Here is a 25,167-nt window from a genome sequence, read left to right on the forward strand (position 1 = left end):
CTCTATTGAATAAACTTACGCAACGGGAAGAATTTGTATCGGCATTTTTGCATAAAATTTAAACAGAATTGCCACGCGCCTAATCCCCAATCGTAACCTCCTATAAGATAGGAGACGCAGTGGGAGTCAATAGATGAGGAAGCGGACATGCGTGTCTGAAAGCAAAGAAATCGGTGCAAAATGAAAGGGCTACGGTTGAACCGCAGCCCTTGTGCAAAAATGGAATTGCCTTATGCAAAAACGGTATAAGGTTACTATCGCTCTAGAAGCGGTAGTTCAGACCGGCCTTGATCGCGTGGTTCTTGAGGTTGTTGCGCTGAGAAACGCCGTTGACCTCCGACTTCACATCGCCGAAACGCTGGAAGTCATATTCAGCTTTCACCGAAAGCGGGCCGCTCAGTGCCTGTTCGACGCCCGCGCCAACCAGCGCGCCGCCTTCCCAACCTGGACCCGACGTGGTGTTGTCCTTCGCCTTGAAGCGGGTCGCACCATAGCCGAGAGTGCCGTAAACCAGCGTCTTGTCGAAGGCGTAACCGGCCTTGACCTTGGCATTGGTGTTCCAAGACTGCTGTAGGCTGCCGCCATGACCGATGCGATGTTCGGCTTCCGCGAAATTGGCTTCGACTTCGCCGCCAACGACGAAATTGCCGCTCTGGATGTTCTTACCGGCGACAACGCCACCGAGCACCCCGGCGCGGTTCGTAAACGGGCCAGGGATCTTCGAGGAAGATGCACCGATCTGTGCGCCGACATAATTGCCGGACCAGTCATGCGGGCCTTGGGCAACGGGATCGTTGTAGGAATAATCGTTCGAACCCATCATATCGGCGGCGACTGCCGGGGCTGCGAGGGCCATGATGCCGGCGCTGAGCGCCACTGCGGTAAAGGTACGCTTCAACATTTTGTACTCCGTTTTTCCATCCGGAACGCTGATGGAAAATATGCAAAATCTGTTCGGCAAAGGCGGACACCGCCGCCTTCGGTTTGGTTCCCGTTTGACGGTTGCCTTCTCGTGGCTGAATGTGACCAAATTTAAGAAAATTGGAGCGAATTCCACCCAGCGCGCCGCCATTCTTCGCGCTATGCTTAACAAGTGGTAACGGGGGCGACGGACTGGTTTCAGATGCGCGTCACATCAGGTTCATCTTACGGAAGCTGATGCATTTTTGTTTGCCGACGATGATGTGGTCATGCACGGTAATTTTCAAAGGCCTGGCGGCGGCAACCAATGCATGTGTCATCTCAATGTCCGGTCGAGATGGCGACGGGTCGCCTGAAGGGTGATTGTGGACGAGAATGATTCCCGTTGCGGCAAGCTCCAGCGCGCGGTGAAACACCTCTCTTATATAGACCGGCGTATGATCGACCGTACCTTTTTGCTGTACCTCGTCGGCAATGAGCTGGTTTTTCTTGTCCAGGAACAGAATGCGGAACTGCTCACGGGTTTCATGGGCCATGGCCGTCATGCAGTAATCCATCACCTTTTCCCAGATGCTGAATACCTCGCGCTTCATGACCTTGCTGCGCGCACTGCGTTTGTGAACGGCTTCGATGATCTTGAGGTCACGCGCCACGGAAGGGCCAGCGCCAGGTACCTCGGCAATCAGCGTTTCGGAAGCTCCGAGCACTTCAGCAAGCGTGCCGAAGCGGTTCAGCAGGGCCTTTGCGATGGGCTTGGTATCAGCGCGCGGGATAACGCGAAAGAGCAGGAGTTCCAGCAACTCATAATCGGCGAGCGCATCGGGCGCAGCCTGGAAGCGTTGCTTCAGACGATCCCGGTGGCCGACATGGTGCGGCTGTTTCGCGATCTTCGGTGACAGTTGAAGCGTGTCGCTGAAACCGGGGATGTCATAGATCCCCGGCTTGTCTCTATTCCTTGTCATTCTGTTTAAACCCCCGCAAAAACAGATGAGAATATAGCTCCGGTTTTACCGCATTGATGCCGGGCCGAATATATTGGCCGGTGACAATGTGAAAATTTCGCAGCCGTCCTTGGTCACGCCGACCGTATGTTCATACTGGGCGGTCAGGGAGCGGTCGCGCGTCACGGCAGTCCAGCCATCGGCCAGCACCTTCACATGCGGCTTGCCAAGATTGATCATAGGCTCGATCGTGAAGATCATGCCTTCCTTGATCTCGACGCCCTCGTTCGGCGTGCCATAATGGAGAATATTCGGCGCGTCGTGGAAAAGCTGGCCAACGCCATGGCCGCAAAAATCGCGAACCACGGAGCAGCGTTCACCTTCGGCATAGGTCTGGATCGCAGCGCCGATAGCGCCCGTCTTCACGCCCGGCTTGACGACAGCAATACCGCGCAGCAGGCTTTCATAGGTTACTTCCAGCAGGCGTTCCGCCGCTCGCTTGATTTCGCCAACCGCATACATGCGGCTGGAATCGCCGTGCCAACCGTCGAGCAGATAGGTCACGTCGATATTGACGATATCGCCTTCGCGCAGCGGCTTGTCGTTCGGGATGCCGTGGCAGACCACATGGTTGATCGATGTGCAGGTCGACTTGGTATAGCCGCGATAGTTGAGCGTCGCCGGAAAGGCGCCGTGATCCATGCCGAATTCGAAGACGAAGCGGTCGATTTCGTTGGTCGTCACGCCGGGCTTGACGATGTCGTTCAGCGCATCCAGACAGCGGGCGGTCAGATTGCAGACCTTGCGCATCGCCTCGAAGGCATCCGGGCCATAGAGTCTGATCTGGCCGGTATATTTCATGGGGGCGCTTGTCGCTTCGATATAAGTTACCATCACTCGATCCGTCTTTGTCTATTCGATTGGCACCAGCTCGGTGGCGACAATGCTTTTGTCCGTTATGTGGCATCGAACGGCCCATGCCTCAACCCCGGATGCGATGGCGCGCTCAAAAGCGCGGGCATAGACAGGGTCGAGATCGCCGGAAATGCTGAATTTGCTGCAATCGCTTCGCTGGATAATAAACAACATCACCCCACGATGACCAGCGGCAACACTGTCGGTGAGCTCATTGAGATGTTTTGTCCCGCGCGCGGTCACCGTATCGGGAAATTCCGCGAGGCCGGGTGTGCGAATAAAATGCACATTTTTCACTTCCACATAGGCGCGGGGCAGGGTGCCTTCATCAAGCAGAATGTCGACGCGGGAGTTCTGTCCGTATTTCTGTTCACGCTTGAGGCTGGCATAGCCACCGAGGCTCGGAATGAGCCCTGACACGATTGCTTCTTCAGCAATCTTGTTCGGCAGGCCCGTATTGACGCCGACCAGCGTGTCGTCAGCCTCTACGATCTGCAATGTATGGGGATATTTGCGGTGGGGCGCATCGGAAACGCTCAGCCATGCGCGTGAGCCTGGCGTCGTCAGGCCGAGCATAGAGCCTGTATTGGGCACCGCCGCCGTAATAAAGCGGCCATCGTCGAGCGTTACGTCTGCGAGAAATCTCTTATAGCGGCGTTCAAGCCTGCCGGAGACGAGGGGCGTTGGAAATAACATAAAGCTTCTGAACATTTTGGACTAAACGGCGAAACGTTTGTCCGCCGAAAGCGACAAAAAGTCAAAAGCACTATCGAGCGATCATGACGCTTGTTCTAGAAAAGCGCCTTGATGACGTCCGACCAGCTCAGATCCGCACCAAGCGCCATTGCTGCGGCGACAAAGCCTGCACCGAGAAAGGTGAGAGTGGTTCTGGTTTCGCTGGTCATCCTATATTTCCCCATCAAATCGGTCATTTGAAGTTGTGAGGAATGTCGCGGGGGAATGAGCCCGGAATGTGATGCGATGATGGCTATTCCGGGCATTTTGCGGGCGATTTGCAGATAAGGTAAACGACGGCGTTTAAGCCTGCTCCCAGTTGAACACCAGTTCCTCGCGGAACGCGAAGCGGACGATGTGATTCACAACGACTTCCTGCAACCGGGCAAGATTTTCGGCAGAGGTTTTCACGGTAACGGTGAGTTTCTCCGAATCCGCATCCAGAATCACCAGTCGGTCTTCGCCAAGATCGATCTGGCCGTGTTCAGGTGTGAACGCGACGGTGAACTTATGCGCCCAGTGTTTGCAGAGCTGCTGCAGATAACGGCTGGCATGGGCGGTGGGAACGATGGCTGTAGCTTGCGACATGAGCAGTATTTCCCTCTGAATTGCGAAATGGGTGCAGATGCGCGTAGCAATATACCGGCAGAACAACCAGTATTGTTTCCATCAATTTTTTGGGAAAAGAAAAACCAGCGAATGGTACGCCCAAGGGGAATCGAACCCCTGTCTGCGCCGTGAAAGGGCGCTGTCCTAACCGCTAGACGATGGGCGCCTGCTGGTGTGGGGCGCTTATAGTCAGGATATTTCAGACATGCAAGCCCTTTTTTCAGCATATGTGAAATAAATTCAGAGGGCGCAAAACGACACGCGAATGACTGCTCTGAAAGAGCTAAAGGTTTGATATGTCTTGGAAAAGAAAAACCAGCAAGTGGTACGCCCAAGGGGAATCGAACCCCTGTCTGCGCCGTGAAAGGGCGCTGTCCTAACCGCTAGACGATGGGCGCCTGTTGCTGGTGTGAGTGGGCTTATATTCAGGAAGGTACTGACTCGCAACCCCTTAAAATCAGTTTTCTGAAAAAAGTCGCGGAAGCGTTCATTTAGTGAGATGATGCCTGTGGATTTCCTCGCTATGACCTTGAAATAGATAGAAAAAAGAAAGGCTGGCCCCAACGGGGCCAGCCTGATCTCTGTCAAAAATGGTGTTGCGGATGGTTACATCAGCCTTTGCATTTCCAGTTCCAGTCGCGTTCTGGCCCAATATCCACGTGGATCGATGTCGTGTGGCAATAAGTGCCGACGCCGCCGCGTCCCGGCATGGAACGGGCAAAGCGGGCCATTTCCCACTTGGAAACGCCATCGATTTGAATATCGGCTGCGGCGCAGATCATATGCAGCGATTTACGGGCGCCGTTGACCTTGCGGTTATAAGACGGGCTGCGATAGCCCGACGTCACCATGACCGGACGCCGGAAATGCCGCTCCATGGTCTTCAGCATGGAAACGAGCTGCGGCTTGAGGCAGGCGACATCGACAGTCTGGCGCTGCACCTTCAGGCCGTTCGGCGCGAGCCGGGCGAGGCCGGGCGCTGAAGCAAGCGTGACATTGGGCGAATCATCATATTCGTTCGCATCAATGTCGGTGTCGTCATAGAGACTGTTGCGATGCTTGATTTCGATGCCACCATTGGCGCGCACACCCGGCAATGTATAATTATACTCATGCTTTACGGCAGGCGAGACAGGTTTCGCCATCGCCAGCTTCTTGTTCTCTGTGCGGTCAGCGCGCGAGCCTGCCGATTCGTCGGAGAAGAGCCGCGAGATGCTGCCCTGAGAGGCGGTGGGGCGCTGCGGCGTGGCGTAAGCATTGGCATTCTTCGGCGTGCCGAAAAGCGAGGCAACCTGCACCGGCTTTTCCTGCTGGGCTGGTTTCGCGGTTTCCTGCGGCTGCGCCTTCGCATCTGCTGCCGACTCCGGCGCGGCTTCTGGCTTTGCCTCGGCGCTTTCGCTCTTCGGCTTTTCGGCGCTTGCCGCCGCCGTTGTCGCCGCTGGCGCGGTTGCCTCGGCAGGCTTCGATTCGCTGGTATCTTTTCCGCCAAACAGACCGAAGAGCGAATTGCTCTTCTTTTCCGGCGCAGCTGCCGCCACTTGTGTGGGGTGCGCCTCGGCTGCCGTATTTTCCGCAGTGGTGGTCATAGCGGCATTTTTCGCGTTTTCTTTAACGGGCGTAGCGGCGGGGGTCTGCGCCGTTACAGCGGCTGCGGCCTGCTTTGCGTCACCGGGCTTCTCTTCTATCTTCGTTTCCGCGGTCTTGGCTTCGGCGCCAGCTTCGGCGGCGACAGTCTGGTCGGCAGCACTTTGCAGCGTCTCTGTCAGCATTGAGCCATTGGCCGTCATCTGCAGCGGCTTGCCGTCAGGACCGGTCCCCGTAGACGTGCAGGACGACAACAGAAGGGCGAGCAGAGCCACGCTGCCTGAAAATCGTCGGCCGGTTGTCCGGTGCGCAGATGGTACAAATTTCAATAGTCCGCTCCAGCTCGATTTCCCTGACCAGCTTGGCGAACCGGACGAGTCCGAGCCCACCTGGTTTCGGGAGATCGGCTCTCCCGTGCGGGTTCAACCAATCACAGAATGTGATTTCTCCCGCAGTCCCCTCATAAAAGCCTTAATAAGCCTTGGGAAACAAACTCCATCATATCAATGCGTTGAAGTGGCTTCTCCAGTTTTGCGGCAAACCAATTTCAGCACTGTGCAAATCACCTGATCTGCAATTGTTGCCAATTTTTAAGTTTTTTATGCTGTGAAGGCAACTATCGAAGTGCATTTTGTACGATAGACAGCCTGCATTATTCCAGAAGATTGCGGATTAATCCTTTAGTAACGAAATATTACTTTGTGTAATCTTCCGAGGGGTGTAGCGCTGCATGGAACGAAATAAGCGCTGTCCGCAAGCCAAATGTCGGAATTGGACCAATCGCTTGTTGACATGGTGCATCGTCTTGGTGCTATCCCTTCGGAAGTATATTCTGTCGCGACTTTGCGGCAGCCTCAACGGCAAAACCGGGATCAGACATATGACCAAGAGCACGCGGCAGATCGCCCATCTCATGCTGGCAGCAACAGCCGCAGCGATGCTCACTGCCTGTGCCGGTGGCAAGGAATTTCAGGGTGTCCCGCAGGAAGGCGCATTGCGCACCGGCGTCTACCCGACATTCGGTCATATGCCGAAGGCTGCAACCGAGCAGATCACGCCGGAAGAAAAGCAGCAGATGACTGCAAAACTCGATTCCGATCGCACGCGTCTCGCGGCATCGAGAACCACTGGCGGCGGTTTTACCCCCGCACAGGCTGAGGCCATGCGCAAGCAAGCGCAGGCTGAATCAGAAGCTACCCTGAAGCAGATCGAATCCGGGGAAGAATAAGCCCTTCATCGACACGGAAGGCCACATTCGAAACGGCGCGGCAAGAAGTCTCGACCCGATTCGATATCAGGTGTATAGCTCCACCCACGGCGCATTGATGCGTCTATTGTTCAACTCTCCTTTTGGAACAGGATCATGTCGGAAGAATTCCATAAAGTCCGTCGCTTGCCCCCTTATGTCTTTGAACAGGTCAATCGCCTGAAGGCATCGGCGCGAGCGGGCGGGGCCGACATTATCGATCTTGGCATGGGCAATCCGGATCTGCCAACGCCGCAGAATATCGTCGACAAGCTGTGCGAGGCCGTTCAGGACCCGCGCGCCCATCGTTATTCCTCGTCGAAAGGCATTCCGGGGCTGCGCCGGGCGCAGGCTCAATATTATGCGCGCCGTTTCGGCGTGAAGCTCAACCCGGACACGCAGGTTGTCGCTACGCTCGGCTCCAAGGAAGGCTTCGCCAATATGGCGCAGGCCATCACGGCGCCGGGCGACGTGGTGCTTTGCCCGGATCCGACCTATCCAATCCACTCGTTCGGCTTCATCATGTCGGGCGGTGTGATCCGTTCGATTCAGGCCAAGCCGGATGACAACTTCATCCCGGCGCTGGAACGCGGCGTAAAGCACTCGATTCCGAAGCCGATTGCGCTGATCCTCAATTTCCCGTCCAATCCGACGGCCTATGTGGCAACGCTCGATTTCTATAAGGATGTCGTGGCCTTTGCCCGCAAGCACGACATCGTCATTCTGTCGGATCTCGCCTATTCGGAAATCTATTTCGACGGCAATCCGCCACCCTCCGTGCTGGAAGTGCCGGGCGCCATGGATGTGGCGGTGGAATTCACGTCCATGTCCAAGACATTCTCCATGCCAGGCTGGCGCATGGGCTTTGCGGTCGGCAATGAACGCCTGATTGCGGCTCTGACGCGTGTGAAATCCTATCTCGATTACGGCGCATTCACGCCGATCCAGGTGGCAGCAACCGCAGCACTCAACGGCGATGGTTCCGACATTGCCTATGTTCGCGATGTGTACAAGCAGCGCCGCGATGTGCTGGTCGAAAGCTTCGGCCGCGCAGGCTGGGATGTTCCGCCGCCAGCAGCCACGATGTTTGCCTGGGTGCCGATTCCGGAACGCTTCCGCGCGATGGGTTCGCTCGAATTCTCCAAGCTTCTGGTGGAAATGGCCGATGTGGCCGTTGCTCCTGGCATTGGCTTTGGTGAACATGGCGATGATTATGTGCGTATCGCGCTGGTCGAAAACGAACATCGCATTCGTCAGGCCGCACGCAATATCAAGCGTTTCCTCGCCACCAAGGACGAGAATCTGCACAATGTGATCCCGCTGGAAGGCCGCCGCTAAGCGCCATTCCCGGTTCTTCCTTTCTGGCCGCGACGAGTGTGCGGCCAGAATTCCCACCTACCGAAATCCACTACATCCAGACAATCAGAGTCAGAAGGTCGATATAATGAGTGATGCATTGCGGATCGGCGTTGCGGGCCTTGGCACCGTTGGCGCTTCAGTGTTGCGTATCCTGCGTGACAAGTCCGAAATGCTCACGCGCCAATGCGGTAAGCCGGTGACTATTACCGCCGTCAGCGCCCGTGATCGCTCGCGTGACCGTGGCGTTGACCTGAACGGCATCGACTGGTTCGACGATCCGGTCGAGCTGGCGAAGTCGGCTGATATCGACGTCTATGTTGAGCTTATCGGCGGTGATGATGGTCCTGCCAAAGCTTCCGTTGAGGCGGCTTTGCGCGCCGGTCGTCATGTCGTGACCGCCAACAAGGCGCTTCTTGCGCGCCACGGCGTTGCCTTGGCGAAGATCGCCGAAGATAAGGGCGTTCTGCTCAACTTCGAAGCGGCGGTTGCCGGTGGCATTCCGGTCATCAAGGCGATGCGCGAGTCGCTGACCGGCAATACGGTTTCGCGCCTTTATGGCATCATGAACGGCACCTGCAACTACATCCTGACCCGGATGTGGGAAGAGGGCATTTCGTTCGAAGAATGCCTGAAGGATGCGCAGCGCCTCGGCTATGCCGAAGCCGATCCGACATTCGATATTGAAGGCAACGATACGGCGCACAAGCTTGCGCTGCTGACCAGCCTTGCCTTTGGCACGCAGATTGCCGCCGACGATATCTATTTGGAAGGCATCAGCAATATTTCGCTGGCCGATATTCGCGCCGCCGATGAGCTGGGCTACCGCATCAAGCTTCTGGGCGTGGCGCAGAAGACCGATACCGGCATTGAACAGCGCGTGCATCCGACCATGGTTCCAACCTCGTCGGTCATTGCGCAGGTGCATGGTGTCACCAACGCGGTTGCCATTGAAACCGATCTGCTGGGCGAGCTGCTGCTGTCTGGACCCGGCGCTGGCGGCAATGCGACGGCGTCTGCCGTCATCGGTGACATTGCCGATATTGCCAAGAGCCGTCCGGGCTTCCAGCACGGCCCTGTATTCGGCACGCCTGCCAAGGCCTTGCAGCCTTATAAGCGCGCCAAGATGCGCAAGCACGCGGGCGGCTATTTTATCCGTCTGACGGTTCTCGACCGCATCGGCGCTTTCGCTGGTATCGCCAAGCGCATGGCCGAAAACGACATCTCGCTTGAGTCGATCGTGCAGCGCCCGCCCATGGGCGACACGCAGCAGGAAGGCATCAAGACTGTCATCCTCGTCACGCATGAGACGACGGAAGCAGCTGTCAAGAAAGCGCTGGAAGCGATCCTCAAGGATGACCATCTGGTGGATAAGCCGCAGATGATACGTATCGAGCGCGCAGGCTAATTCGAGTGTCGTGCTGTGCGATCCGCCATGATTATTCGTGGCGGATTGCACCATGATGTTGCGCAGGCCAGTTCACGCCCGGCCATGACATGCAACGAAGCGTGTAGTCCTTAAATCGATTAAGCATTTGAGCGCACATAGTTTTTAGCTTTCGGGCTCTTGCAGGGCACCGGGGACTTTGACAAAAGGTTCGCATAGTGCCGCTATAAACGCGGCAAGGCGCCCCTTGTGGCGCATCAACGCAATTCGAATTCAGGACTTGTTCAAATGGCCAACACCGCAGAGCAGCACCCCCACGGACTGGATCGCATTCTCACACTGGAACTGGTCCGTGTAGCCGAACGCGCAGCAGTGGCAGCAGCGCGGCTGCGAGGCCGGGGCGATGAAATGGCTGCCGATCAGGCCGCCGTTGACGCCATGCGTCAGGAACTGAACCGTCTGCCGATTTCCGGCACTGTGGTGATCGGCGAAGGCGAGCGCGACGAAGCGCCGATGCTCTATATCGGTGAAGAAGTCGGCACCAAGCAGGGACCGGATGTCGATATCGCGCTCGATCCGCTGGAAGGCACCACGATCTGCGCCAAGAACCTGCCGAACTCGCTGGCGGTCATCGCCATCGCCGAGAAGGGCAATCTGCTTTATGCGCCCGACGTCTACATGGAGAAGATCGCCGTTGGCCCGGGCTATCCAAAGGGTGTTGTCGATCTCGACGCCAGCGCGACGGAAAATATCAATGCCATCGCCAAGGCGAAAGGTGTGAAGCCGCATGAAATCACGGCTTGCATCATGGACCGCCCGCGTCACGCGCGCCTGATCGAAGAAGTGCGCGCGACGGGCGCTGCAATCCGCCTTATCGGCGACGGCGACGTTGCAGGCGTGATGCACACGACCAACCCGGATGAAACAGGCATCGACATCTATATCGGCATCGGCGGCGCACCGGAAGGCGTGCTGGCTGCAGCAGCTCTGCGCTGCATAGGCGGTCAGATGCAGGGCCGTCTCCAGCTGAACACGGACGAGAAAGTCGCCCGCGCGCTCAAGATGGGCATTACGGATCCGAAGAAGGTCTACACGATGGAAGAAATGGCCAAGGGCGACGTGCTCTTTGCAGCTACCGGCGTGACGGATGGCAACATGCTTTCCGGCGTGAAGTTTGCGCGCGATTACATCCAGACGCATACGATCGTGATGCGCTCCAGCTCGCAGACCGTGCGCGAGATCAAGGCTCGTCATCAGGACCTGTCGAAGTTCTAGTTTTTTGCGTCATGATTGACGACGAAGCAAATAGATCCCGGAGAGCCCCGCGCTTTCCGGGATTTCTGTTTATGGAGCCTTGCGCAGATGCTTTGGCCAAAGATTTGTCATTTTGATCGCGACTGTGTTCAATCACCTATCGATTTAGAAATGGAGCGGGCATGACTGAAACGCCGAACAAGCTACGGATCGCGGTCCTCTTTGGCGGGCGTTCCGCCGAGCATGAGGTATCGGTTCTTTCCGCAACGAATGTCATGAACGCATTGGACCCGGCCAAATATGAAGCCATCCCGATCTATGTCACCCCTGAGGGTCAATGGCTGCTGACGAGCTTTGCAGGCGGCAAGCTGGAACGGCCCGACCATGGCACTGAAGTTTCATTGCTACCGGGCGGCAAGGGGCGCGCCGTTGCGCTGCCCGAAAACGGTTTGCCTTATGAGCTGGCGCGGATCGATATCGTCTTTCCGGTCTTGCACGGACTTCACGGCGAAGATGGCAGTGTACAGGGGTTGGCCGAAGTGGCACGTGTGCCGATGGCGGGTTGCGGTATTTGCGGTTCAGCCAATGCGCTCGACAAGGATATTGCGAAGCGCCTGCTGATGGAAGCTGGCATTCCCGTTGCGCGCGCCATGACGATCACGCGCGAAACGGCTCCATCCTTCGAGACGCTGACGGAGGCGCTTGGCCTGCCGGTCTTCATCAAGCCCGCCCGTCAGGGTTCGTCCGTTGGTGTCAGCAAAGTTCAAACGGAAGCCGATTATCAAAAAGCGCTTGCGGAAGGCTTCCGGCACGATGCCAAGCTTCTGGCGGAAGAGTTCATTCAGGGTCGCGAGATTGAATGTGCGGTGCTGGAGGACGAGAATCACGGCCTGTTTGTGTCGAGAACCGGAGAGATCGTTCCGGCAGAAAGCCATGGCTTTTATAGCTATGACGCCAAATATATCGATGAGGACGGCGCGGCGCTGAAAGTCCCGGCAGATTTGCCGGTGCAAATCGAGACAGAAATTCTGGCGCTGGCAGCGCGGGCGTTTCGGGCGCTCGGTTGTGACAGCATGGCGCGTGTCGATTTTTTCGTCACGCCGGATATGCGGTATCTCATCAACGAGCTGAATACCATTCCCGGCTTCACGAATATCAGCATGTATTCAAAAGTCATGGCGGTCAGTGGCGTCAGCTATCCCGAAGTCATCGACCGGCTGGTGGCCCACGGGCTGGCTCGGGCAGCGCGTGACTGATAAATTGCGGGCGGCATTGCAAAGATGCCGCCTTTTGTGTCTTTAAGAACTTATGACGACAGATCGCCTTTTCCTTGGAATAAAACAATCTGCAACCGGCCAGAAATGGGTGGATCGGCTGGGCCTGCGCGAAGCGAACACAGCGCTTGCCATCGCCCAGCATCACGGCATTTCCGATCTGGTGGCGCGGGTTTTGGCAGGGCGGGGCGTAACGGTCGAAGGCGCGCCGGAATTCGTTGATCCGACACTGCGCAATCTCATGCCCGACCCATCGACGCTGACCGATATGGAAAAGGCGGCAGGCCGTATTGCGGACGCCATTGAGCGCCGCGAGACGGTGGCGATCTTTGGCGATTATGACGTGGACGGTGCATGTTCTTCGGCGCTGATGGCGCGTTTTCTGAAACATTACGGCATCCAACATTCGATCTATATTCCCGACCGCATATTTGAAGGTTACGGCCCAAATCCCGATGCCATGCGCGAGCTGGTTTCCAAGGGCGCGAGCCTGATCGTCACCGTTGACTGCGGTACAAACAGCGCGCCCTCCATCACGGCTGCCAAACAGGCTGGAGCAGATGTTGTCGTGCTCGATCACCATCAGGTGGGCGGTGATTTGCCGGAAGACGCGGTGGCTATCGTCAACCCGAACCGCGAAGACGATATTTCGCAACAAGGCCATCTTTGCGCTGCGGGCGTCGTGTTTCTGACGCTGGTGCAGGTCACCAGGATATTGCGCGACCGGGGCAAGGGCGCAGCGCCGGACCTGCTGTCGCTGCTTGATCTGGTCGCGTTGGCGACCGTCTGCGATGTGGTGCCGCTTCAAGGCGTCAATCGCGCCTTCGTCGTCAAGGGTTTGCTGGTTGCGCGCGCGCAGAGCAATGCCGGTCTGGCAGCGCTTGCGCGGGTGTCGCGTATTGGCGAACCGATCAATGTCTTCCATCTTGGCTATCTCATCGGTCCGCGCATCAATGCGGGCGGTCGTATCGGCGATGCCGGATTAGGTGCGCGGCTCTTGACGCTCGACGATCCTTCGATGGCGGACCGCATCGCCGTCGAACTCGACCGGCTCAATCAGGAACGACAGGCGATGGAAGCGGAAATGCTTCTGGAAGCGGAAGCGGAAGCATCGCTCGAGATTTCAGGCGGCGCGGGCGCCTCTGTCATCGTGACGGCCAGCGAACGCTGGCATCCCGGCATCGTTGGCCTGCTGGCTTCGCGCTTAAAGGAAAAGGCGCGGCGACCAGCCTTCGCCATTGCCTTCAATGCCAATGGCGTAGGCTCCGGCTCGGGTCGCTCGATCAGCGGTCTGGACCTCGGAAAGCTGGTGCGCGGTGCGATGGAGCGCGGGCTGCTGGTCAAGGGCGGAGGCCACGCCATGGCGGCCGGTATCACCATTGAACGCGCCAAGCTCGGCGCGCTCCGAGCCTATCTGGAAGACGAATCCGCCCATATCGTCGCGCGTCTTCGCGAAAACCAGAGCCTTTCCATCGATGGCGCGCTGGCCGCATCGGGCGCAACGGTTTCGCTATATGAAGCCTTGCAGAAGGCTGGACCCTACGGTTCCGCCCATCCGCAGCCGACACTGGCTTTGCCGCATCATGTGCTGGCCGATGTGCGCAGCGTCGGTCGCGACCATGTGCGGGTTGTCTTGCGCGGCGCGGACGGCAAGCGGGTCAATGGCATCGCATTTCGTGTGGCTGAAGGCGATCTCGGGCGCTTCCTGTTCAACAATATCGGGCAGAGCGTCCATGTGGTCGGCAACCTGTCGCTCAATCATTGGAACGGCTCCGTTTCGCCCCAGATCCAGATCCTGGACGCCGCAAAGCCGGTTTGAAATTTCTCGATTTTTTTGAGTTCACGCCCTTGTGAAGAACGGGGGGCAATTCCCATATGTGCAATGATTTAAACATTCACACATGTCTCTAAATGGGAGTAAACAATGCCGGGTTTCGGAAACCGCCTGACAAAACTGACCGCTGCGATGGTCCTGGGCCTGATCGCCTCATTCGCCGCTGTCGATTTCGCCGAGGCTCGCCGTGCAGGCGGAGGCGGTTTTGGCAGCCGTGGCGCGCGTACCTATCAGGCGCCTGCGCCGACGCGTACCGCACCGAATAATGCAGCACCGATCGAACGTTCGATGACGCCGAATACCGGCGCAACGCAGACGACCCGGCCTGCCGCCGCTGGCGCGCAGAACGCGGCTCCGGCGCGTGCGGGCGGCATGTTCGGCAATTTCGGTCGCTCCATGCTGGGCGGTCTGCTGGTTGGCGGTCTGATCGGCATGATGCTCGGTAATGGCCTCGGTGGTCTCGCCGGTATGTTCGGCCTTCTATTGCAGGTAGCCGTGATCGCGCTGATCGCAATGTTCGTTATGCGCATGTTTGCCAATCGCCGTCAGGACGCAACTGCTGCGGCTGGCGCTGGCAATGCCAACGCGCAGCCTTTCGGTGCAGCCAAGAGCGCCGCGCCGCAGCAGGCTGGCGGTTTTGGCGGTCGCACGCCTTCGGTCAATCCATTCGGCGCGGGCGCCAAGCAGGCTGAAGAGCCGGTTGCTCAGGCGGTCGAAGACGAGCCGATGGATGTTGGACAGGAAGAGCTTGATCGTTTCGAGCAGATGCTTTCGGAAGTCCAGAGCGCCTATGGCCGCGAGGATTACGCAGCGCTGCGCAAGCTGACCACGCCGGAAGCCATGTCCTATCTGGCAGAAGAACTGGGCGAAATCGCTTCCAGCGGCATGCGCAACGAAGTGAAGGACGTGAAGCTGCTTCAGGGCGATGTTTCGGAAGCCTGGCGTGAAGGCAATGTCGATTATGCGACCGTGGCGATCCGCTACTCTGCAATCGACGTCATGCTTGACCGCAATACCGGCGCGGTTGTCGAAGGCAACGCGAACGAGCCGGTCGAAAGCACCGAAATCTGGACCTTTACCCGTGTCGATGGCGGCGAGTGGCTGCTCGCAGCCATTCAGGGAACGGAATAAGCGTTCTAATCAAGAAAAAGCCCGGTCGCGAGACCGGGCTTTTTGCGTTTAAGCATTTCCAGCGAAAGCGCGAAGCGGTTTCGCGCGGGATAATGCAGGACAACAGAATATTACCAGCTGCCGATATTCTCGGCGGAAGCCCATGGCTCCTGCGGCGCGAGGCGCTCGCCCTTCTGGATGAGTTCGATGGAAATGCCATCTGGCGACTTGATGAAAGCCATGTGGCCATCGCGCGGCGGGCGGTTGATGGTGATACCGGCATCCTGCAGCTTCTGGCAGGTGGCGTAGATATCGTCCACTTCATAAGCGAGATGACCGAAATTGCGCCCGCCCGTATAGCCTTCCTGATCCCAGTTATAGGTCAGCTCGATTGTCGGTGCGCGCTCAGCCTTGGCGCGCTCCGCATCCCCGGGAGCGGCAAGAAAGATCAGCGTGTAGCGCCCTTTTTCGTTTTCGATGCGGCGGGTTTCTTCAAGGCCGAATTTATTCACGTAGAAATCGAGGGATTCGTCGATGTCGCGGATTCGAACCATCGTGTGCAGATAGCGCATTTTATTCTCCTTGAAGCATTTCCAGCATGGGCCGAAGCGTTTGGCCTCGCGAAAGGATATAGCAAATAGCGGGCGCTTTTCCATGTCGCACTTTTTGTTTTGCATTTTTCCGACACGCGCAGGCACACGCCAACACGTTAAAAAACATTGAATGGGGAATTGTCCTCGGACGGCATTGCCATATGTCCCGAAATGAAGCCGGAAACACAAAGTCTGTGATGATCGTGGGGGAGAACAAAAGTTTAGGCTTGCCGCCTCCGGTTAAGGAAGTGTTATTCTTTGATCAAGAATCAGCTTTGAATCGCAACGGAAGAATAGAGGAGGGGCGAACGCATGGCGGACAAGTCTGTGTCGAATGACCAGTTTCACAGCCAGCACGCCTCGGAAGAGCTGGGCGATATCATTGAAATATCGGGCCACATTAAGTGGTTCGACGTGGCCAAGGGCTACGGTTTCATTGTGCCGGATCAGCCGGGCCTGAACGATATCCTGCTTCATGTGACGTCGCTTCGCCGCGATGGCTTTCAGACGGCGCTGGAAGGCGCACGTATCGTCTGTGAAGTTCGCCAGGGCGAGCGCGGTATGCAATGTTTCCGCGTTCTTTCGATGGACACATCCACTGCCGTTCATCCAGCGCAGATGCCGCCGCAACGCACCCATGTGACGGTTACCCCGTCGAGCGGTCTCGAGCGCGTCATCGTCAAGTGGTTCAACCGGACCAAGGGGTTCGGCTTTCTCACCCGCGGTGAGGGCACCGAGGATATTTTCATTCATATGGAAACGCTGCGCCGTTTCGGCATGATGGAATTGCGTCCCGGTCAGGTCGTGCTCATTCGCTTCGGCACGGGCGACAAAGGTCTGATGGCTGCTGAAATTCATCCGGATATCGGCACGGCGATCCCGGTTTCGCACTGATTTTCCCATCAAATTGAACAGTCTGTGACGATCGTAGTCAAAAGGCGGTGAGGGGCGGGCCTTCATCTCTTGTACCCATTATGGCGGGTTGATAATCTCCCGGCCCGGATTACAGGGTTTTGGCGTGGGTTGAGTATGGCTCGATTATTTTTTGTTATCGCATTTTTATTTGCAGCTTTTGGCGCGCAGGCGCAGGAAAAGCAGCCGATGCGGCTGCCGGTGGATGCCGCGCCGCTGACTTTTATTACAGCCAAGGGCAATAAACTTCCCTTCGCGCTCGAAGTGGCTGATTCCGACGATGCGCGGGTGCGCGGGCTGATGTGGCGCACCGATTTTCCTAAAGACCGCGCAATGATCTTTGTCTTCGGTGAGATGCGCCGCGTGATGATGTGGATGCAGAACACGCCGCTTCCGCTGGACATGGTTTTCCTTGACGACAAGGGCCGCGTCACCGCAATTCATGAAAATGCGGTGCCCTATTCGGAGGATATCATTTCATCCGAGGTTCCGGCAGCCTTCGTGGTCGAGCTTCTGGCCGGTACGGTAAAGCGCACCGGCATCAAGAAGGGCGACAGGGCCGTCCATCGCGTGATATGCGGCGAGTGTCGCGCCTAAAGTGCGCCGCGTTCAATCATATTCACGCGACACACTTTAAGCTTTTGTTTTTACGCATGTCTTTATCCCGAAACCGGTTCCCAGTTTCGGGAGACATGCTTTAAGATCGCGCCGGACACCGCCGACGGAACAATCAAAGGAATGAACAGTTGAGTGCCCTCGATATCGAATATTTCGAAAATGACGGCTTGCGTCTTGCATATCGTCAGGATGGCGAAGGCGATCCGATCCTGCTGATCCACGGCTTTGCGTCTTCAAGTCTCGTCAATTGGGTTTCGCCGGGCTGGTTCCGGACGCTTACCGAGGCGGGTTATCGCGTTATCGCCATGGATGATCGCGGACATGGCTTTTCGGCCAAAAGCCACAATGCGGAAGATTACACGCCGACCAAGATGGCGGGCGATGCGGCAGCACTGCTCGATCATCTGGGCATCGAGAAAGCCCATGTGATGGGCTATTCGATGGGCGCGCGGATCACTGCCTTTCTGGCCATTGAGCATCCGCAGCGTGTTCACAGCGCAATCTTTGGCGGATTGGGCATCGGCATGGTCACCGGCGCTGGCGACTGGGAACCGATTGGCGAGGCGCTACTGGCCGAAGATCCGACGACGATCACCCATCCGCGCGGGCAGATGTTCCGCAAATTCGCAGACCAGACCAAGAGCGACCGCATTGCGCTCGCCGCCTGTGTGATTACCTCAAAGGAATTGGTTCCGGCGGCGGCCATCGCACGGATCATGCAGCCGGTATTGGTTGCTGTCGGCACGACAGACGACATTGCTGGCAATCCGCAGGAACTGGCCGATCTGCTGCCGAACGGTCAGGCGCTCGATATTCCGGGGCGTGACCACATGCTGGCTGTTGGCGACAAGGTCTACAAGCAGGCGGTCCTGGAGTTTCTCAGGAAAAATCCGCTCTGATCGCCCAATAGGGCCTGTGTCAATTTCTGCGGTGTCAAGGCAAAGCGTTTTCAGTTATGCTGCGCGCCGAACTCGTATTGCGGCGCGGAGCCATGTCGGAAAATTCGGCTTTCGTCTGGCCCGCGCGGTGCAAAACCGGAGTATATCCATGTCTGTTCGCTCAACTGCGAAAGTGAATGCCAGCCTCGGGCAAGTCGATCCTATCTGGCACTCCATCCGTGCCGAAGCGGAGGAAGCCGCCAAATCCGACCCCGTGCTCGGAACGTTTCTTTACGCGACGATTCTCAACCAGCCGAGCCTTGAAGATGCCGTCATGCACCGCATTTCGGAACGTCTCGGCCATGCGGATTTGAGTGCCGATATTCTGCGCCAGACATTTGATGCCATGCTGGACGCCAACCCGGAATGGTCGCAGACCGTGCGCGTGGATATTCAGGCCGTTTACGACCGCGACCCGGCCTATAGCCGTTTCATGGACCCGATCCTTTATCTGAAGGGCTTTCATGCGATCCAGACGCATCGCCTAGCGCATTGGCTCTATCATCAAGGCCGCCGGGATTTTGCCTATTATCTGCAGAGCCGTTCGTCGTCGATCTTCCAGACCGATATTCATCCGGCGGCGCAGTTGGGCAGCGGGCTTTTCCTCGATCACGCGACGGGGCTTGTCGTCGGCGAGACCGCACTGATCGAAGACAATGTTTCGATCCTGCATGGCGTTACGCTGGGCGGTACCGGCAAATCGAGCGGTGATCGCCATCCGAAGATTCGCCATGGCGTGCTGATCGGCGCGGGCGCAAAGATTCTCGGCAATATCGAAGTCGGCCATTGCTCAAAGATCGCGGCAGGTTCTGTCGTGCTCAAGCCTGTTCCGCACAATGTCACGGTTGCCGGTGTGCCTGCCAAAATCATTGGCGATACGGGCTGCGCGGAACCGTCCCGAGTCATGGACCAGTTGCTGGGCGATGGCGTGCTGGGCGACGGCATTTAATCACGCAGACGCAGAACGTACAGAATCCGGGCCGCTTGCTGGTTTTTCTCCGCAAGCGGCCTATATTTTGTCGAAAGCGGTGGTTAGGCGCTAAAACCCCGAAGGACTGGCCCTCCGGGGGTTTACATCACAAAAGACCGGGTGCAATAAACCGGCCTCATTCAAATTCAGGAGAAGCCGGTTGAAACCCGAAGAACTCAAAAAACTGGACGCCTATTTCAAACGGACCTTCAACAATCAGGGCCTTCAGGTGAAGGCGCGCCCGCGCAAGAACGACTCAGCTGAGCTCTATCTCGATGATGAGTTTTTGGGTCTGATCTACAAGGATGAGGACGAAGGCGAACTGTCCTATAATTTCTCTATGGCTATTCTCGACGTCGATCTTTGAGGCACGGCTTCGAAAAATCGCAGGATTTTTCGAGCACGACCCATGATGATCCGTCATAGGCTGACGAACTGACGCCCTTTTCGCTTCGTGGAGAGGGCGTTTTCTTTAACTATTTCCCAACAGATGCCCGGTTGCGAACTGACGCATGGCTTCATCGAGTGTTTTCCACTCGGCCAGCATATCGCGGGGAAAGCGATAGAGAATCTGCAGCCCTTTTCCAAACTGGATATCGCGCTCGCAGGCGTTGAAATTTTCTGCCGATGCATCGCTCATGCACCGGGCGACGAAGGCGGGATTGCCGCTCGCCGTATCGGAGACAACAAGTTCTTCATCGGTAAAACCGCTGCCTTTCAGAAATCGGTGAATCGTTAACCCACCCGCCAAAGCTTCGCCCTCCGGCTCGATCAACGCCGCATAGATTGGCAGATAGCGCCCGCTCATGTCGCGGGACATGGTGCGCTCTTCAATCGACATGAATAGCAATTGCCGCTTCGGCGTGAGCAGATTGAAGATTGCGCGGTCCGCTTCGGTATAGCCGGTTAGTCCGGGCCAGCGCGCGTAGAGATCGAGGCGGTTGGTCAGTCCGTCGCGCCGCTGATTGGAAAAGCGGATCATATTGGCCGGTATCGACAGGACATTGTTGCCGATCAGCACTTTATAGAGATGGGTGCTGTCGGAATGACCGCCGCGCGCAATCATTGGGCCGAGCAGGCGGCCGCCAAGATTGATGGCAACGGAAAGCACAACAAGTATGACAATCGCCAGCAAAACGCGGACGTACAGCCGGTTGCCATCTTTTGTCGTGGTGGTTTCGATTGCGCTTTCCATTCGGCGGGAATGCCATGCTGATGATATTGCAGCGATTATCGGCCTTTTATGGTTAACGGAGCATGAAGCCGCGCTTGTTCCACGCCCAAAAAAAGCTTAGCTCTTTTCATGAAGATATTCTGATGGAGGAGCCCACATGCCGATTTATGCTTATAACGGACACAAGCCGCAATTCGCAGACCGCGCCAGCAACTGGATTGCGCCGGATGCGACACTGATCGGCAAGGTCGTCGTGGGCGAAAATGTGGGCTTCTGGTTTGGGGCCGTTTTGCGCGGCGACAATGAAGTGATCTCCATCGGTGACGATACCAATGTGCAGGAACACTGCATCATGCACACCGATATCGGCTTTCCGTTGACGATTGGCGCGGGCTGCACCATCGGCCATCGGGCGATCCTGCATGGCTGCACCATTGGCGAGAATACGCTGATCGGCATGGGCGCTATCGTGCTCAATGGCGCAAAGATCGGCAAGAACTGCCTGATCGGCGCCGGTGCTCTGGTGACGGAGGGCAAGGAAATTCCAGACAATTCGCTGGTTGTCGGCTCGCCCGCGCGCGTTCTGCGTGAGCTGGATGAGGCGGCAGTGGAAAAGCTGAAGCTGTCCGCCAGGCATTATGTCGAGAAGGGGCACTCCTTCATGCGCGGCATGGAACCGGCCTGACGATTCGGTAACAAAAAGGACGGGCCAGAGGGAGACTGGGAACCCGTCCTTTGAACTTCATCTGTGTCTGGTCAGTTCTTGATGCTGCCGACGAGAATGTCGCGGTCATCCTTGATCGAAACCCAGCTGCCGCTGTTCGCGGTCGACTGACGCTTCAGATAGGTGTAGTCGGTCTTGTTCCAGGCCAGAACGCGCTCGTCGAGATTGTCGAGAATGAAATCGCCGCGGTCGGTGCGCACCGTCAGGACGGCATGGCCATCACCATTCGGCTGACGAACCACGGTGAACAGCAGCGTATTGGCAGGAATGCCAAGCGCCATCAGCTCGCGCTGCTTTTCCAGCATGTAATCGTCGCAGTCGCCAGCGGTTACCGGATATTCCCAATATTCCTCGCGCCCCCAGACTTCCATGTCGGTGGCTGGCTTGATTCGCGTATTCACGCTGTCATTGACGGCAATGATCTGTTGCCACAGCTTCGGCGTCAGCTTGAGAGCGCTGGTGTTGCGGCTGACGATCTTGCATTCCGCAGGATAACGCTCGCAAAATTCATAATGCCCGATCGGCTGCGAGGTGCGTTCGCCGGTGGTCATCCATGGCGAGTTGGAGGCCGGGTTCGCTGCCTGCGCCAATCCAACGCCGAGCAGCAGAAATATCGCTGCGATGATGGTTTGCTTGGTCATTCTTTTATCTCCCTGTTGGAGATCAAAATGACCGGGACAATTTGAAGCCGCGCAAATTTGCGCGCGAAAATGCGATTCAAATTCGATTAAAACTGCGCGGAATACTGAAAGTTTTTGTAAAGAAAGTAGCTATTTCAGCCTGAAAACGCGAGTTTTCGCGTTGTTTTACTGTTTATACCCCTGCGCGCGGTTTGCCAATCCGTAACCTTGACAGACGTTCATCTTTTCAGCCGTATAAAGTTTAGCTGAAAAGACTGTCGAGCGTTGTGCTGGTCTGGATGGTGGCAAACTCGATGGCGAAACCATCTGCGAAATGGCGCACGACCCGTCCGCGGATCGGCCCCAACAGAATACCGCTCTTGATGGGCGGTTTGACGTCGCATTCAATAGCCGCGCCCGAAAGCGACAAGTCGGCAATACGGCAGAGCAACTGGGTGCCATCGGGGAAGGTGACATTCTGATGCGACTTGCGCGGGACGACACGCTCATGGCGGCGATCTTCCGGCAGCGAAAGTTCATGCCGATTGGCAAGCCATGTCAGCTGAGCCGAAAGCTTGTCCTTTTTGGTCGCCGTATTGGTAAGGAGAAGATGAAAACCTTCCGCCGAAATCTGATAAGCAGTACCTTCGATGCGTCCGACATGATCGATATAGGCGATGATACGTTCGCCATTGCGCGGCGTGGCGATACCGGTCATCAGGGCGGTGCCGGGAGACATGCGCTTCAGGACACAAGGATATTCGCTGCGGTTTTCCAGCATATAGCGACCGTTGAGATCAACGTTGACGGCATTGAAATTATCCTGCCGCCCGCTATTCGCAGGTGATGTCGCCGCAAATCCCCTCATTGAAGCTGGCCCATCTCAGTCTTTCGCCAATAAGCTGTTATTTACGTTATACTTAAAGCATTTCCAGCAAAAGTGCGAAGCGGTTTTGCGTGGGATAATGCGCAAAGACAAAATTAAATTTCCAGCAAAAGTGCGAAGCGGTTTTGCGTAGGCGCAAAAGAGAAACTGCGATTTCAGGCTTTGCCGCCATTGATGACGCGCAGATGCGGAACCTTGTGGATGGGCGGCGTCGCCATGCGGGTTTCCGTCCACTGGCGGGCACGATTCGAGGCATTGACCGTGAAGATCGCCGCTTTCACCGCTTCATCGGCAAGCGCCACATCCGGCGCAATTGGTTCAATGTGATTGAGATGGCCGAGTACCAGAGGATCGGCGCCTGCCCAGGTCACATTGTCCAGAACGGCCATGCTGCCCATGAGGCCAACGCGACCGTCGCGGGATTCCAATGGCGCAAGCAGCATTTCAAAGCTGAGGCTGCGGCCCGACAGACTGATTCCATCATGCAGGCTAAGCGCGGGGATCTGCATCGCGCTGACATTCTGCGCCAGTTCGCCGAGGGCAGGGCGGTCACGCTCTGGCCACAAGGATAAAAGGCGCACGCCTTTCAGTTCGCGACCGAACAGGGTGCAGATTCGCGTGCCGCCAAGACGAAAGACCAGTTCGCCATTTTCATCCGCTTCAACGAAAAAGAGATCGGACAAATGCCGCCCCAGCCGACGCGGTTCGATATCGGTGCGCTGCGGCGCCTGGAAACCGCGCTCGAGATCGTCATTGCGATCAAAGGCCAGTCGCTGCCATTCGCTGAAGATCGCGATCGTGCTGCGGTGTTTCATCATGCGCCGTTCGTTTGATTCGGGGTGAATTTGGAATGCTGGTCGATTGCGAAGCGCCCTGGCTCCGGCTCGCGACCATTAAAATAGTATTAACGGCGCCGATGCCAGCTTAACCCTTTCTTCATCCACGGTGCTCGACCGTTAAGGTTAACAACAAGTAATTCTTGCAATGCGGATAGCGCTGGCGTTTGATGAGGACATCAGATGAAGCCGTTGTCTTGATTGGTGTTTTTCTGAGATCCAGTCGTTATTTTTGCGAATCTCGCTGGTTCGCGTCAGGGCCGGTGGTTGACCTCCACTGGCCTTTATTTTTAACGATTTCTATCCTATCAAATGCTGGTTTCGCCACGCGACCGGTCCGATTGGGCCGATTGTCGTTACTGGGCGTCATTGGCTCCATCGCGGTTTCGTAATCTGGAAAGCAGTGTTCATGGTCCTTCCGCAACCGGAAATGCAGAATAATCGCGGTCGTTCGGGAGGAAGTGAGCCGATCTTCAATATTCCAGGCGTGGTGATCGCTCTGATCGGCATCTGCGTCGCGGTCTATGTCTATCAGAACTACCTGATCAGCGAGCAGCAGAACTATCAGTTCATGCTGAACTTCTCTCTGATTCCCGCGCGATTCTCGCTGGGCGGCGGCTTTACAGATCCGGCTGGCCTGTTCACGTTGCTCAGCTATTCCTTCATGCATGGCGGCATCGAGCATATCGTGGTCAATATGATCTGGCTTGCTGCCTTCGGTTCGCCGCTGGCAGGGCGTATCGGAACCGCGCGCATGATCATTTTCTGGATCTTCACGGCGATTATCGCCGGATTGACGCATTATGCGGTTTATCCGGATAGCGTGACGCCATTGGTTGGCGCTTCGGGCGCGATTTCCGGCATGATGGGCGCTTCGGCGCGTTACGGGTTCCGGCGTGTGAATTTTGGGCGACGGGCAGAATTTGCCGGCCCGTTGCTGCCGGTCGGCTTCACGCTGACGCTGAAACCGGTCATTACCTTCGTGGGCGTCTGGTTCGTGATCAATATCATTACCGGCATTTACACGACCGGCGGCGCTGATCTCTCGGGCATCGCCTGGGAAGCGCATATTGGTGGTTTTATCGCCGGTTTCTTCGGGATTTCGCTGCTGGATCGTCCGCGCAGCTATGATGCAGTTCTAAGGCGTTAGAACAGTTCCCTCCCAGTTTTATGGTACTTGCTAATCGGGCGATCAAAGCGCACCATCAGGTAACGCGGCGGGAGGAGCTGCGTTCTGTTTTCAGGTGTTTGAATGTCTGAAACAGCGAATGCTAAATCTTTGGAGGGACTTGGCATGACAGTAAGATCGATTCTCGAACATAAGGGCAGGGACGTTATCGTCATCGCACCTGCCGACACGCTTTCCCACGCCGTTGCCATGTTGAACCAACACAAGATCGGCGCTCTGGTGGTTTGCGACGAGGCCGGTCATATCAAAGGCATTCTTTCCGAACGCGATGTGGTCCGGGCGCTGTCCCTCAAGGAAAGCGGCGCGATGGCCATGCCGGTTGCCGAGGTCATGACCGCAAAAGTGCAGGTCTGCCGGGAGCATCATACGATCAATCAGGTCATGGAAATCATGACGCGCAGCCGTTTCAGACATATGCCGGTTGAAGAACACGGCAAACTGGTCGGAATCATCTCCATCGGTGACGTCGTGAAACGGCGAATCGAAGATGTGGAGCGCGAGGCCGAAGAGATTCGCACCTATATCGCGACCGCCTGAGCCT

27 protein-coding genes and 2 tRNA genes are annotated in these 25,167 nt (G+C 56.7%); 16 read left to right on the top strand and 13 right to left on the bottom strand.

Annotated features, from left to right (window positions below; translation table 11 throughout):
- Positions 1-262: 262 nt before the first annotated feature.
- A complete protein-coding gene (locus tag JAU75_RS00720; protein ID WP_199053815.1) occupies positions 263-901 on the bottom strand; it encodes an outer membrane protein in 639 nt (212 codons plus the stop codon).
- A gap of 31 nt (positions 902-932) precedes the next feature.
- Here JAU75_RS00720 and JAU75_RS00725 point away from each other — a divergent pair, with 31 nt between their 5' ends.
- A complete protein-coding gene (locus tag JAU75_RS00725; protein ID WP_199053817.1) occupies positions 933-1,100 on the top strand; it encodes a hypothetical protein in 168 nt (55 codons plus the stop codon).
- A gap of 30 nt (positions 1,101-1,130) precedes the next feature.
- Here JAU75_RS00725 and radC read toward each other — a convergent pair whose 3' ends face one another.
- The 7 genes from radC to JAU75_RS00760 form a co-directional block, all read right to left on the bottom strand.
- Positions 1,131-1,883 carry a DNA repair protein RadC gene (gene radC / locus JAU75_RS00730; protein WP_199053819.1) on the bottom strand — a complete coding sequence of 251 codons (753 nt, stop codon included), beginning with the start codon at positions 1,881-1,883 and terminating at the stop codon, positions 1,131-1,133.
- A gap of 45 nt (positions 1,884-1,928) precedes the next feature.
- Positions 1,929-2,756 carry a type I methionyl aminopeptidase gene (gene map, locus JAU75_RS00735; protein ID WP_199053820.1) on the bottom strand — a complete coding sequence of 276 codons (828 nt, stop codon included), beginning with the start codon at positions 2,754-2,756 and terminating at the stop codon, positions 1,929-1,931.
- 18 nt (positions 2,757-2,774) lie between these two features.
- Positions 2,775-3,473 (bottom strand): DNA/RNA nuclease SfsA, encoded by a 699-nt coding sequence (gene sfsA / locus JAU75_RS00740; protein WP_199053821.1) that lies wholly within the window; start codon positions 3,471-3,473, stop codon positions 2,775-2,777.
- Positions 3,474-3,815: 342 nt separating this feature from the next.
- Positions 3,816-4,100 carry a DUF2218 domain-containing protein gene (locus tag JAU75_RS00745; protein ID WP_199053822.1) on the bottom strand — a complete coding sequence of 95 codons (285 nt, stop codon included), beginning with the start codon at positions 4,098-4,100 and terminating at the stop codon, positions 3,816-3,818.
- A 112-nt stretch (positions 4,101-4,212) separates the two neighbouring features.
- Positions 4,213-4,287 (bottom strand) — tRNA-Glu (locus JAU75_RS00750).
- A 157-nt stretch (positions 4,288-4,444) separates the two neighbouring features.
- A tRNA-Glu gene (locus JAU75_RS00755) sits at positions 4,445-4,519 on the bottom strand.
- 213 nt (positions 4,520-4,732) lie between these two features.
- Complete coding sequence (locus tag JAU75_RS00760; RefSeq protein ID WP_199053824.1) at positions 4,733-6,034, bottom strand: YcbK family protein; 1,302 nt, start codon at positions 6,032-6,034, stop codon at positions 4,733-4,735.
- A gap of 551 nt (positions 6,035-6,585) precedes the next feature.
- Between JAU75_RS00760 and JAU75_RS00765 the strand changes: the two genes are divergently transcribed.
- The 7 genes from JAU75_RS00765 to JAU75_RS00795 all read left to right on the top strand — a co-directional run bounded on the left by JAU75_RS00765 (position 6,586) and on the right by JAU75_RS00795 (position 15,187).
- Positions 6,586-6,933 carry a hypothetical protein gene (locus JAU75_RS00765; RefSeq protein WP_199053826.1) on the top strand — a complete coding sequence of 116 codons (348 nt, stop codon included), beginning with the start codon at positions 6,586-6,588 and terminating at the stop codon, positions 6,931-6,933.
- Positions 6,934-7,068: 135 nt separating this feature from the next.
- Positions 7,069-8,289, top strand: coding sequence for an LL-diaminopimelate aminotransferase (locus tag JAU75_RS00770; protein ID WP_199053828.1), 1,221 nt, complete (start codon positions 7,069-7,071; stop codon positions 8,287-8,289).
- A gap of 106 nt (positions 8,290-8,395) precedes the next feature.
- On the top strand, positions 8,396-9,715 hold the full coding sequence (locus tag JAU75_RS00775; protein ID WP_199053830.1) for a homoserine dehydrogenase: 1,320 nt from the start codon (positions 8,396-8,398) through the stop codon (positions 9,713-9,715).
- A 267-nt stretch (positions 9,716-9,982) separates the two neighbouring features.
- On the top strand, positions 9,983-10,969 hold the full coding sequence (gene glpX, locus JAU75_RS00780) for a class II fructose-bisphosphatase (RefSeq protein ID WP_199053832.1): 987 nt from the start codon (positions 9,983-9,985) through the stop codon (positions 10,967-10,969).
- Positions 10,970-11,130: 161 nt separating this feature from the next.
- Positions 11,131-12,204, top strand: coding sequence for a D-alanine--D-alanine ligase family protein (locus JAU75_RS00785; RefSeq protein ID WP_199053834.1), 1,074 nt, complete (start codon positions 11,131-11,133; stop codon positions 12,202-12,204).
- A gap of 52 nt (positions 12,205-12,256) precedes the next feature.
- Positions 12,257-14,041 carry a single-stranded-DNA-specific exonuclease RecJ gene (gene recJ / locus JAU75_RS00790; RefSeq protein WP_199053836.1) on the top strand — a complete coding sequence of 595 codons (1,785 nt, stop codon included), beginning with the start codon at positions 12,257-12,259 and terminating at the stop codon, positions 14,039-14,041.
- A gap of 105 nt (positions 14,042-14,146) precedes the next feature.
- Positions 14,147-15,187 carry a Tim44 domain-containing protein gene (locus JAU75_RS00795; protein ID WP_199053838.1) on the top strand — a complete coding sequence of 347 codons (1,041 nt, stop codon included), beginning with the start codon at positions 14,147-14,149 and terminating at the stop codon, positions 15,185-15,187.
- A gap of 110 nt (positions 15,188-15,297) precedes the next feature.
- Here JAU75_RS00795 and JAU75_RS00800 read toward each other — a convergent pair whose 3' ends face one another.
- Positions 15,298-15,738, bottom strand: a complete 441-nt coding sequence (locus JAU75_RS00800) for a VOC family protein (RefSeq protein ID WP_199053840.1) — start codon at positions 15,736-15,738, stop codon at positions 15,298-15,300.
- Positions 15,739-16,071: 333 nt separating this feature from the next.
- Between JAU75_RS00800 and JAU75_RS00805 the strand changes: the two genes are divergently transcribed.
- The 5 genes from JAU75_RS00805 (at position 16,072) to JAU75_RS00825 (ending at position 19,564) form a co-directional block, all read left to right on the top strand.
- Positions 16,072-16,653, top strand: coding sequence for a cold-shock protein (locus JAU75_RS00805; protein ID WP_199053842.1), 582 nt, complete (start codon positions 16,072-16,074; stop codon positions 16,651-16,653).
- Between the two features lie 135 nt (positions 16,654-16,788).
- Entirely contained in the window at positions 16,789-17,268 is a 480-nt protein-coding gene (locus JAU75_RS00810; RefSeq protein ID WP_199053844.1) for a DUF192 domain-containing protein, read from the top strand.
- 149 nt (positions 17,269-17,417) lie between these two features.
- Positions 17,418-18,188 carry an alpha/beta fold hydrolase gene (locus JAU75_RS00815; RefSeq protein ID WP_199053846.1) on the top strand — a complete coding sequence of 257 codons (771 nt, stop codon included), beginning with the start codon at positions 17,418-17,420 and terminating at the stop codon, positions 18,186-18,188.
- A gap of 148 nt (positions 18,189-18,336) precedes the next feature.
- Entirely contained in the window at positions 18,337-19,176 is an 840-nt protein-coding gene (cysE, locus tag JAU75_RS00820; protein ID WP_199053848.1) for a serine O-acetyltransferase, read from the top strand.
- Positions 19,177-19,357: 181 nt separating this feature from the next.
- Complete coding sequence (locus JAU75_RS00825; RefSeq protein WP_138786258.1) at positions 19,358-19,564, top strand: DUF3126 family protein; 207 nt, start codon at positions 19,358-19,360, stop codon at positions 19,562-19,564.
- 105 nt (positions 19,565-19,669) lie between these two features.
- Here JAU75_RS00825 and JAU75_RS00830 read toward each other — a convergent pair whose 3' ends face one another.
- Positions 19,670-20,392, bottom strand: a complete 723-nt coding sequence (locus JAU75_RS00830) for a hypothetical protein (protein WP_199053849.1) — start codon at positions 20,390-20,392, stop codon at positions 19,670-19,672.
- Between the two features lie 136 nt (positions 20,393-20,528).
- On the opposite strand from JAU75_RS00830, the gene JAU75_RS00835 reads away from it, so the two are divergent.
- Positions 20,529-21,056, top strand: a complete 528-nt coding sequence (locus JAU75_RS00835) for a gamma carbonic anhydrase family protein (RefSeq protein WP_199053850.1) — start codon at positions 20,529-20,531, stop codon at positions 21,054-21,056.
- Between the two features lie 71 nt (positions 21,057-21,127).
- Here the strand turns inward: JAU75_RS00835 and JAU75_RS00840 are convergent, their stop codons facing one another.
- The 3 genes from JAU75_RS00840 to JAU75_RS00850 all read right to left on the bottom strand — a co-directional run bounded on the left by JAU75_RS00840 (position 21,128) and on the right by JAU75_RS00850 (position 23,416).
- On the bottom strand, positions 21,128-21,736 hold the full coding sequence (locus tag JAU75_RS00840) for a transglutaminase-like cysteine peptidase (protein ID WP_199053851.1): 609 nt from the start codon (positions 21,734-21,736) through the stop codon (positions 21,128-21,130).
- 241 nt (positions 21,737-21,977) lie between these two features.
- Positions 21,978-22,583: a PilZ domain-containing protein gene (locus tag JAU75_RS00845; protein ID WP_199053852.1), complete on the bottom strand. Its 606-nt coding sequence runs from the start codon at positions 22,581-22,583 to the stop codon at positions 21,978-21,980.
- Positions 22,584-22,756: 173 nt separating this feature from the next.
- Positions 22,757-23,416, bottom strand: a complete 660-nt coding sequence (locus JAU75_RS00850; protein WP_199054886.1) for a PAS domain-containing protein — start codon at positions 23,414-23,416, stop codon at positions 22,757-22,759.
- Between the two features lie 430 nt (positions 23,417-23,846).
- On the opposite strand from JAU75_RS00850, the gene JAU75_RS00855 reads away from it, so the two are divergent.
- Entirely contained in the window at positions 23,847-24,587 is a 741-nt protein-coding gene (locus JAU75_RS00855; protein ID WP_199053853.1) for a rhomboid family intramembrane serine protease, read from the top strand.
- Positions 24,588-24,731: 144 nt separating this feature from the next.
- Complete coding sequence (locus JAU75_RS00860; protein WP_199053854.1) at positions 24,732-25,163, top strand: CBS domain-containing protein; 432 nt, start codon at positions 24,732-24,734, stop codon at positions 25,161-25,163.
- Positions 25,164-25,167: the final 4 nt, after the last annotated feature.

The sequence above is a fragment of the Ochrobactrum sp. Q0168 genome (genome assembly GCF_016427605.1).
Taxonomy (GTDB): Bacteria; Pseudomonadota; Alphaproteobacteria; order Rhizobiales; family Rhizobiaceae; genus Brucella.

Excerpts from the sequence above, each read along its gene's own strand:
- map (WP_199053820.1), bottom strand. The coding sequence starts at position 2,756 with ATGGTAACTTATATCGAAGCGACAAGCGCCCCCATGAAATATACCGGC.
- JAU75_RS00725 (WP_199053817.1), top strand. The coding sequence starts at position 933 with ATGGAAAATATGCAAAATCTGTTCGGCAAAGGCGGACACCGCCGCCTT.
- JAU75_RS00835 (WP_199053850.1), top strand. The coding sequence starts at position 20,529 with ATGCCGATTTATGCTTATAACGGACACAAGCCGCAATTCGCAGACCGC.
- JAU75_RS00850 (WP_199054886.1), bottom strand. The coding sequence starts at position 23,416 with ATGAAACACCGCAGCACGATCGCGATCTTCAGCGAATGGCAGCGACTG.
- JAU75_RS00720 (WP_199053815.1), bottom strand. The coding sequence starts at position 901 with ATGTTGAAGCGTACCTTTACCGCAGTGGCGCTCAGCGCCGGCATCATG.
- glpX (WP_199053832.1), top strand. The coding sequence starts at position 9,983 with ATGGCCAACACCGCAGAGCAGCACCCCCACGGACTGGATCGCATTCTC.
- JAU75_RS00860 (WP_199053854.1), top strand. The coding sequence starts at position 24,732 with ATGACAGTAAGATCGATTCTCGAACATAAGGGCAGGGACGTTATCGTC.
- JAU75_RS00745 (WP_199053822.1), bottom strand. The coding sequence starts at position 4,100 with ATGTCGCAAGCTACAGCCATCGTTCCCACCGCCCATGCCAGCCGTTAT.
- JAU75_RS00800 (WP_199053840.1), bottom strand. The coding sequence starts at position 15,738 with ATGCGCTATCTGCACACGATGGTTCGAATCCGCGACATCGACGAATCC.
- JAU75_RS00845 (WP_199053852.1), bottom strand. The coding sequence starts at position 22,583 with ATGAGGGGATTTGCGGCGACATCACCTGCGAATAGCGGGCGGCAGGAT.
- JAU75_RS00855 (WP_199053853.1), top strand. The coding sequence starts at position 23,847 with ATGGTCCTTCCGCAACCGGAAATGCAGAATAATCGCGGTCGTTCGGGA.
- JAU75_RS00805 (WP_199053842.1), top strand. The coding sequence starts at position 16,072 with ATGGCGGACAAGTCTGTGTCGAATGACCAGTTTCACAGCCAGCACGCC.
- JAU75_RS00775 (WP_199053830.1), top strand. The coding sequence starts at position 8,396 with ATGAGTGATGCATTGCGGATCGGCGTTGCGGGCCTTGGCACCGTTGGC.
- recJ (WP_199053836.1), top strand. The coding sequence starts at position 12,257 with ATGACGACAGATCGCCTTTTCCTTGGAATAAAACAATCTGCAACCGGC.
- cysE (WP_199053848.1), top strand. The coding sequence starts at position 18,337 with ATGTCTGTTCGCTCAACTGCGAAAGTGAATGCCAGCCTCGGGCAAGTC.
- JAU75_RS00830 (WP_199053849.1), bottom strand. The coding sequence starts at position 20,392 with ATGGAAAGCGCAATCGAAACCACCACGACAAAAGATGGCAACCGGCTG.
- radC (WP_199053819.1), bottom strand. The coding sequence starts at position 1,883 with ATGACAAGGAATAGAGACAAGCCGGGGATCTATGACATCCCCGGTTTC.
- JAU75_RS00765 (WP_199053826.1), top strand. The coding sequence starts at position 6,586 with ATGACCAAGAGCACGCGGCAGATCGCCCATCTCATGCTGGCAGCAACA.
- JAU75_RS00770 (WP_199053828.1), top strand. The coding sequence starts at position 7,069 with ATGTCGGAAGAATTCCATAAAGTCCGTCGCTTGCCCCCTTATGTCTTT.
- JAU75_RS00795 (WP_199053838.1), top strand. The coding sequence starts at position 14,147 with ATGCCGGGTTTCGGAAACCGCCTGACAAAACTGACCGCTGCGATGGTC.
- JAU75_RS00810 (WP_199053844.1), top strand. The coding sequence starts at position 16,789 with ATGGCTCGATTATTTTTTGTTATCGCATTTTTATTTGCAGCTTTTGGC.
- JAU75_RS00840 (WP_199053851.1), bottom strand. The coding sequence starts at position 21,736 with ATGACCAAGCAAACCATCATCGCAGCGATATTTCTGCTGCTCGGCGTT.
- sfsA (WP_199053821.1), bottom strand. The coding sequence starts at position 3,473 with ATGTTATTTCCAACGCCCCTCGTCTCCGGCAGGCTTGAACGCCGCTAT.
- JAU75_RS00785 (WP_199053834.1), top strand. The coding sequence starts at position 11,131 with ATGACTGAAACGCCGAACAAGCTACGGATCGCGGTCCTCTTTGGCGGG.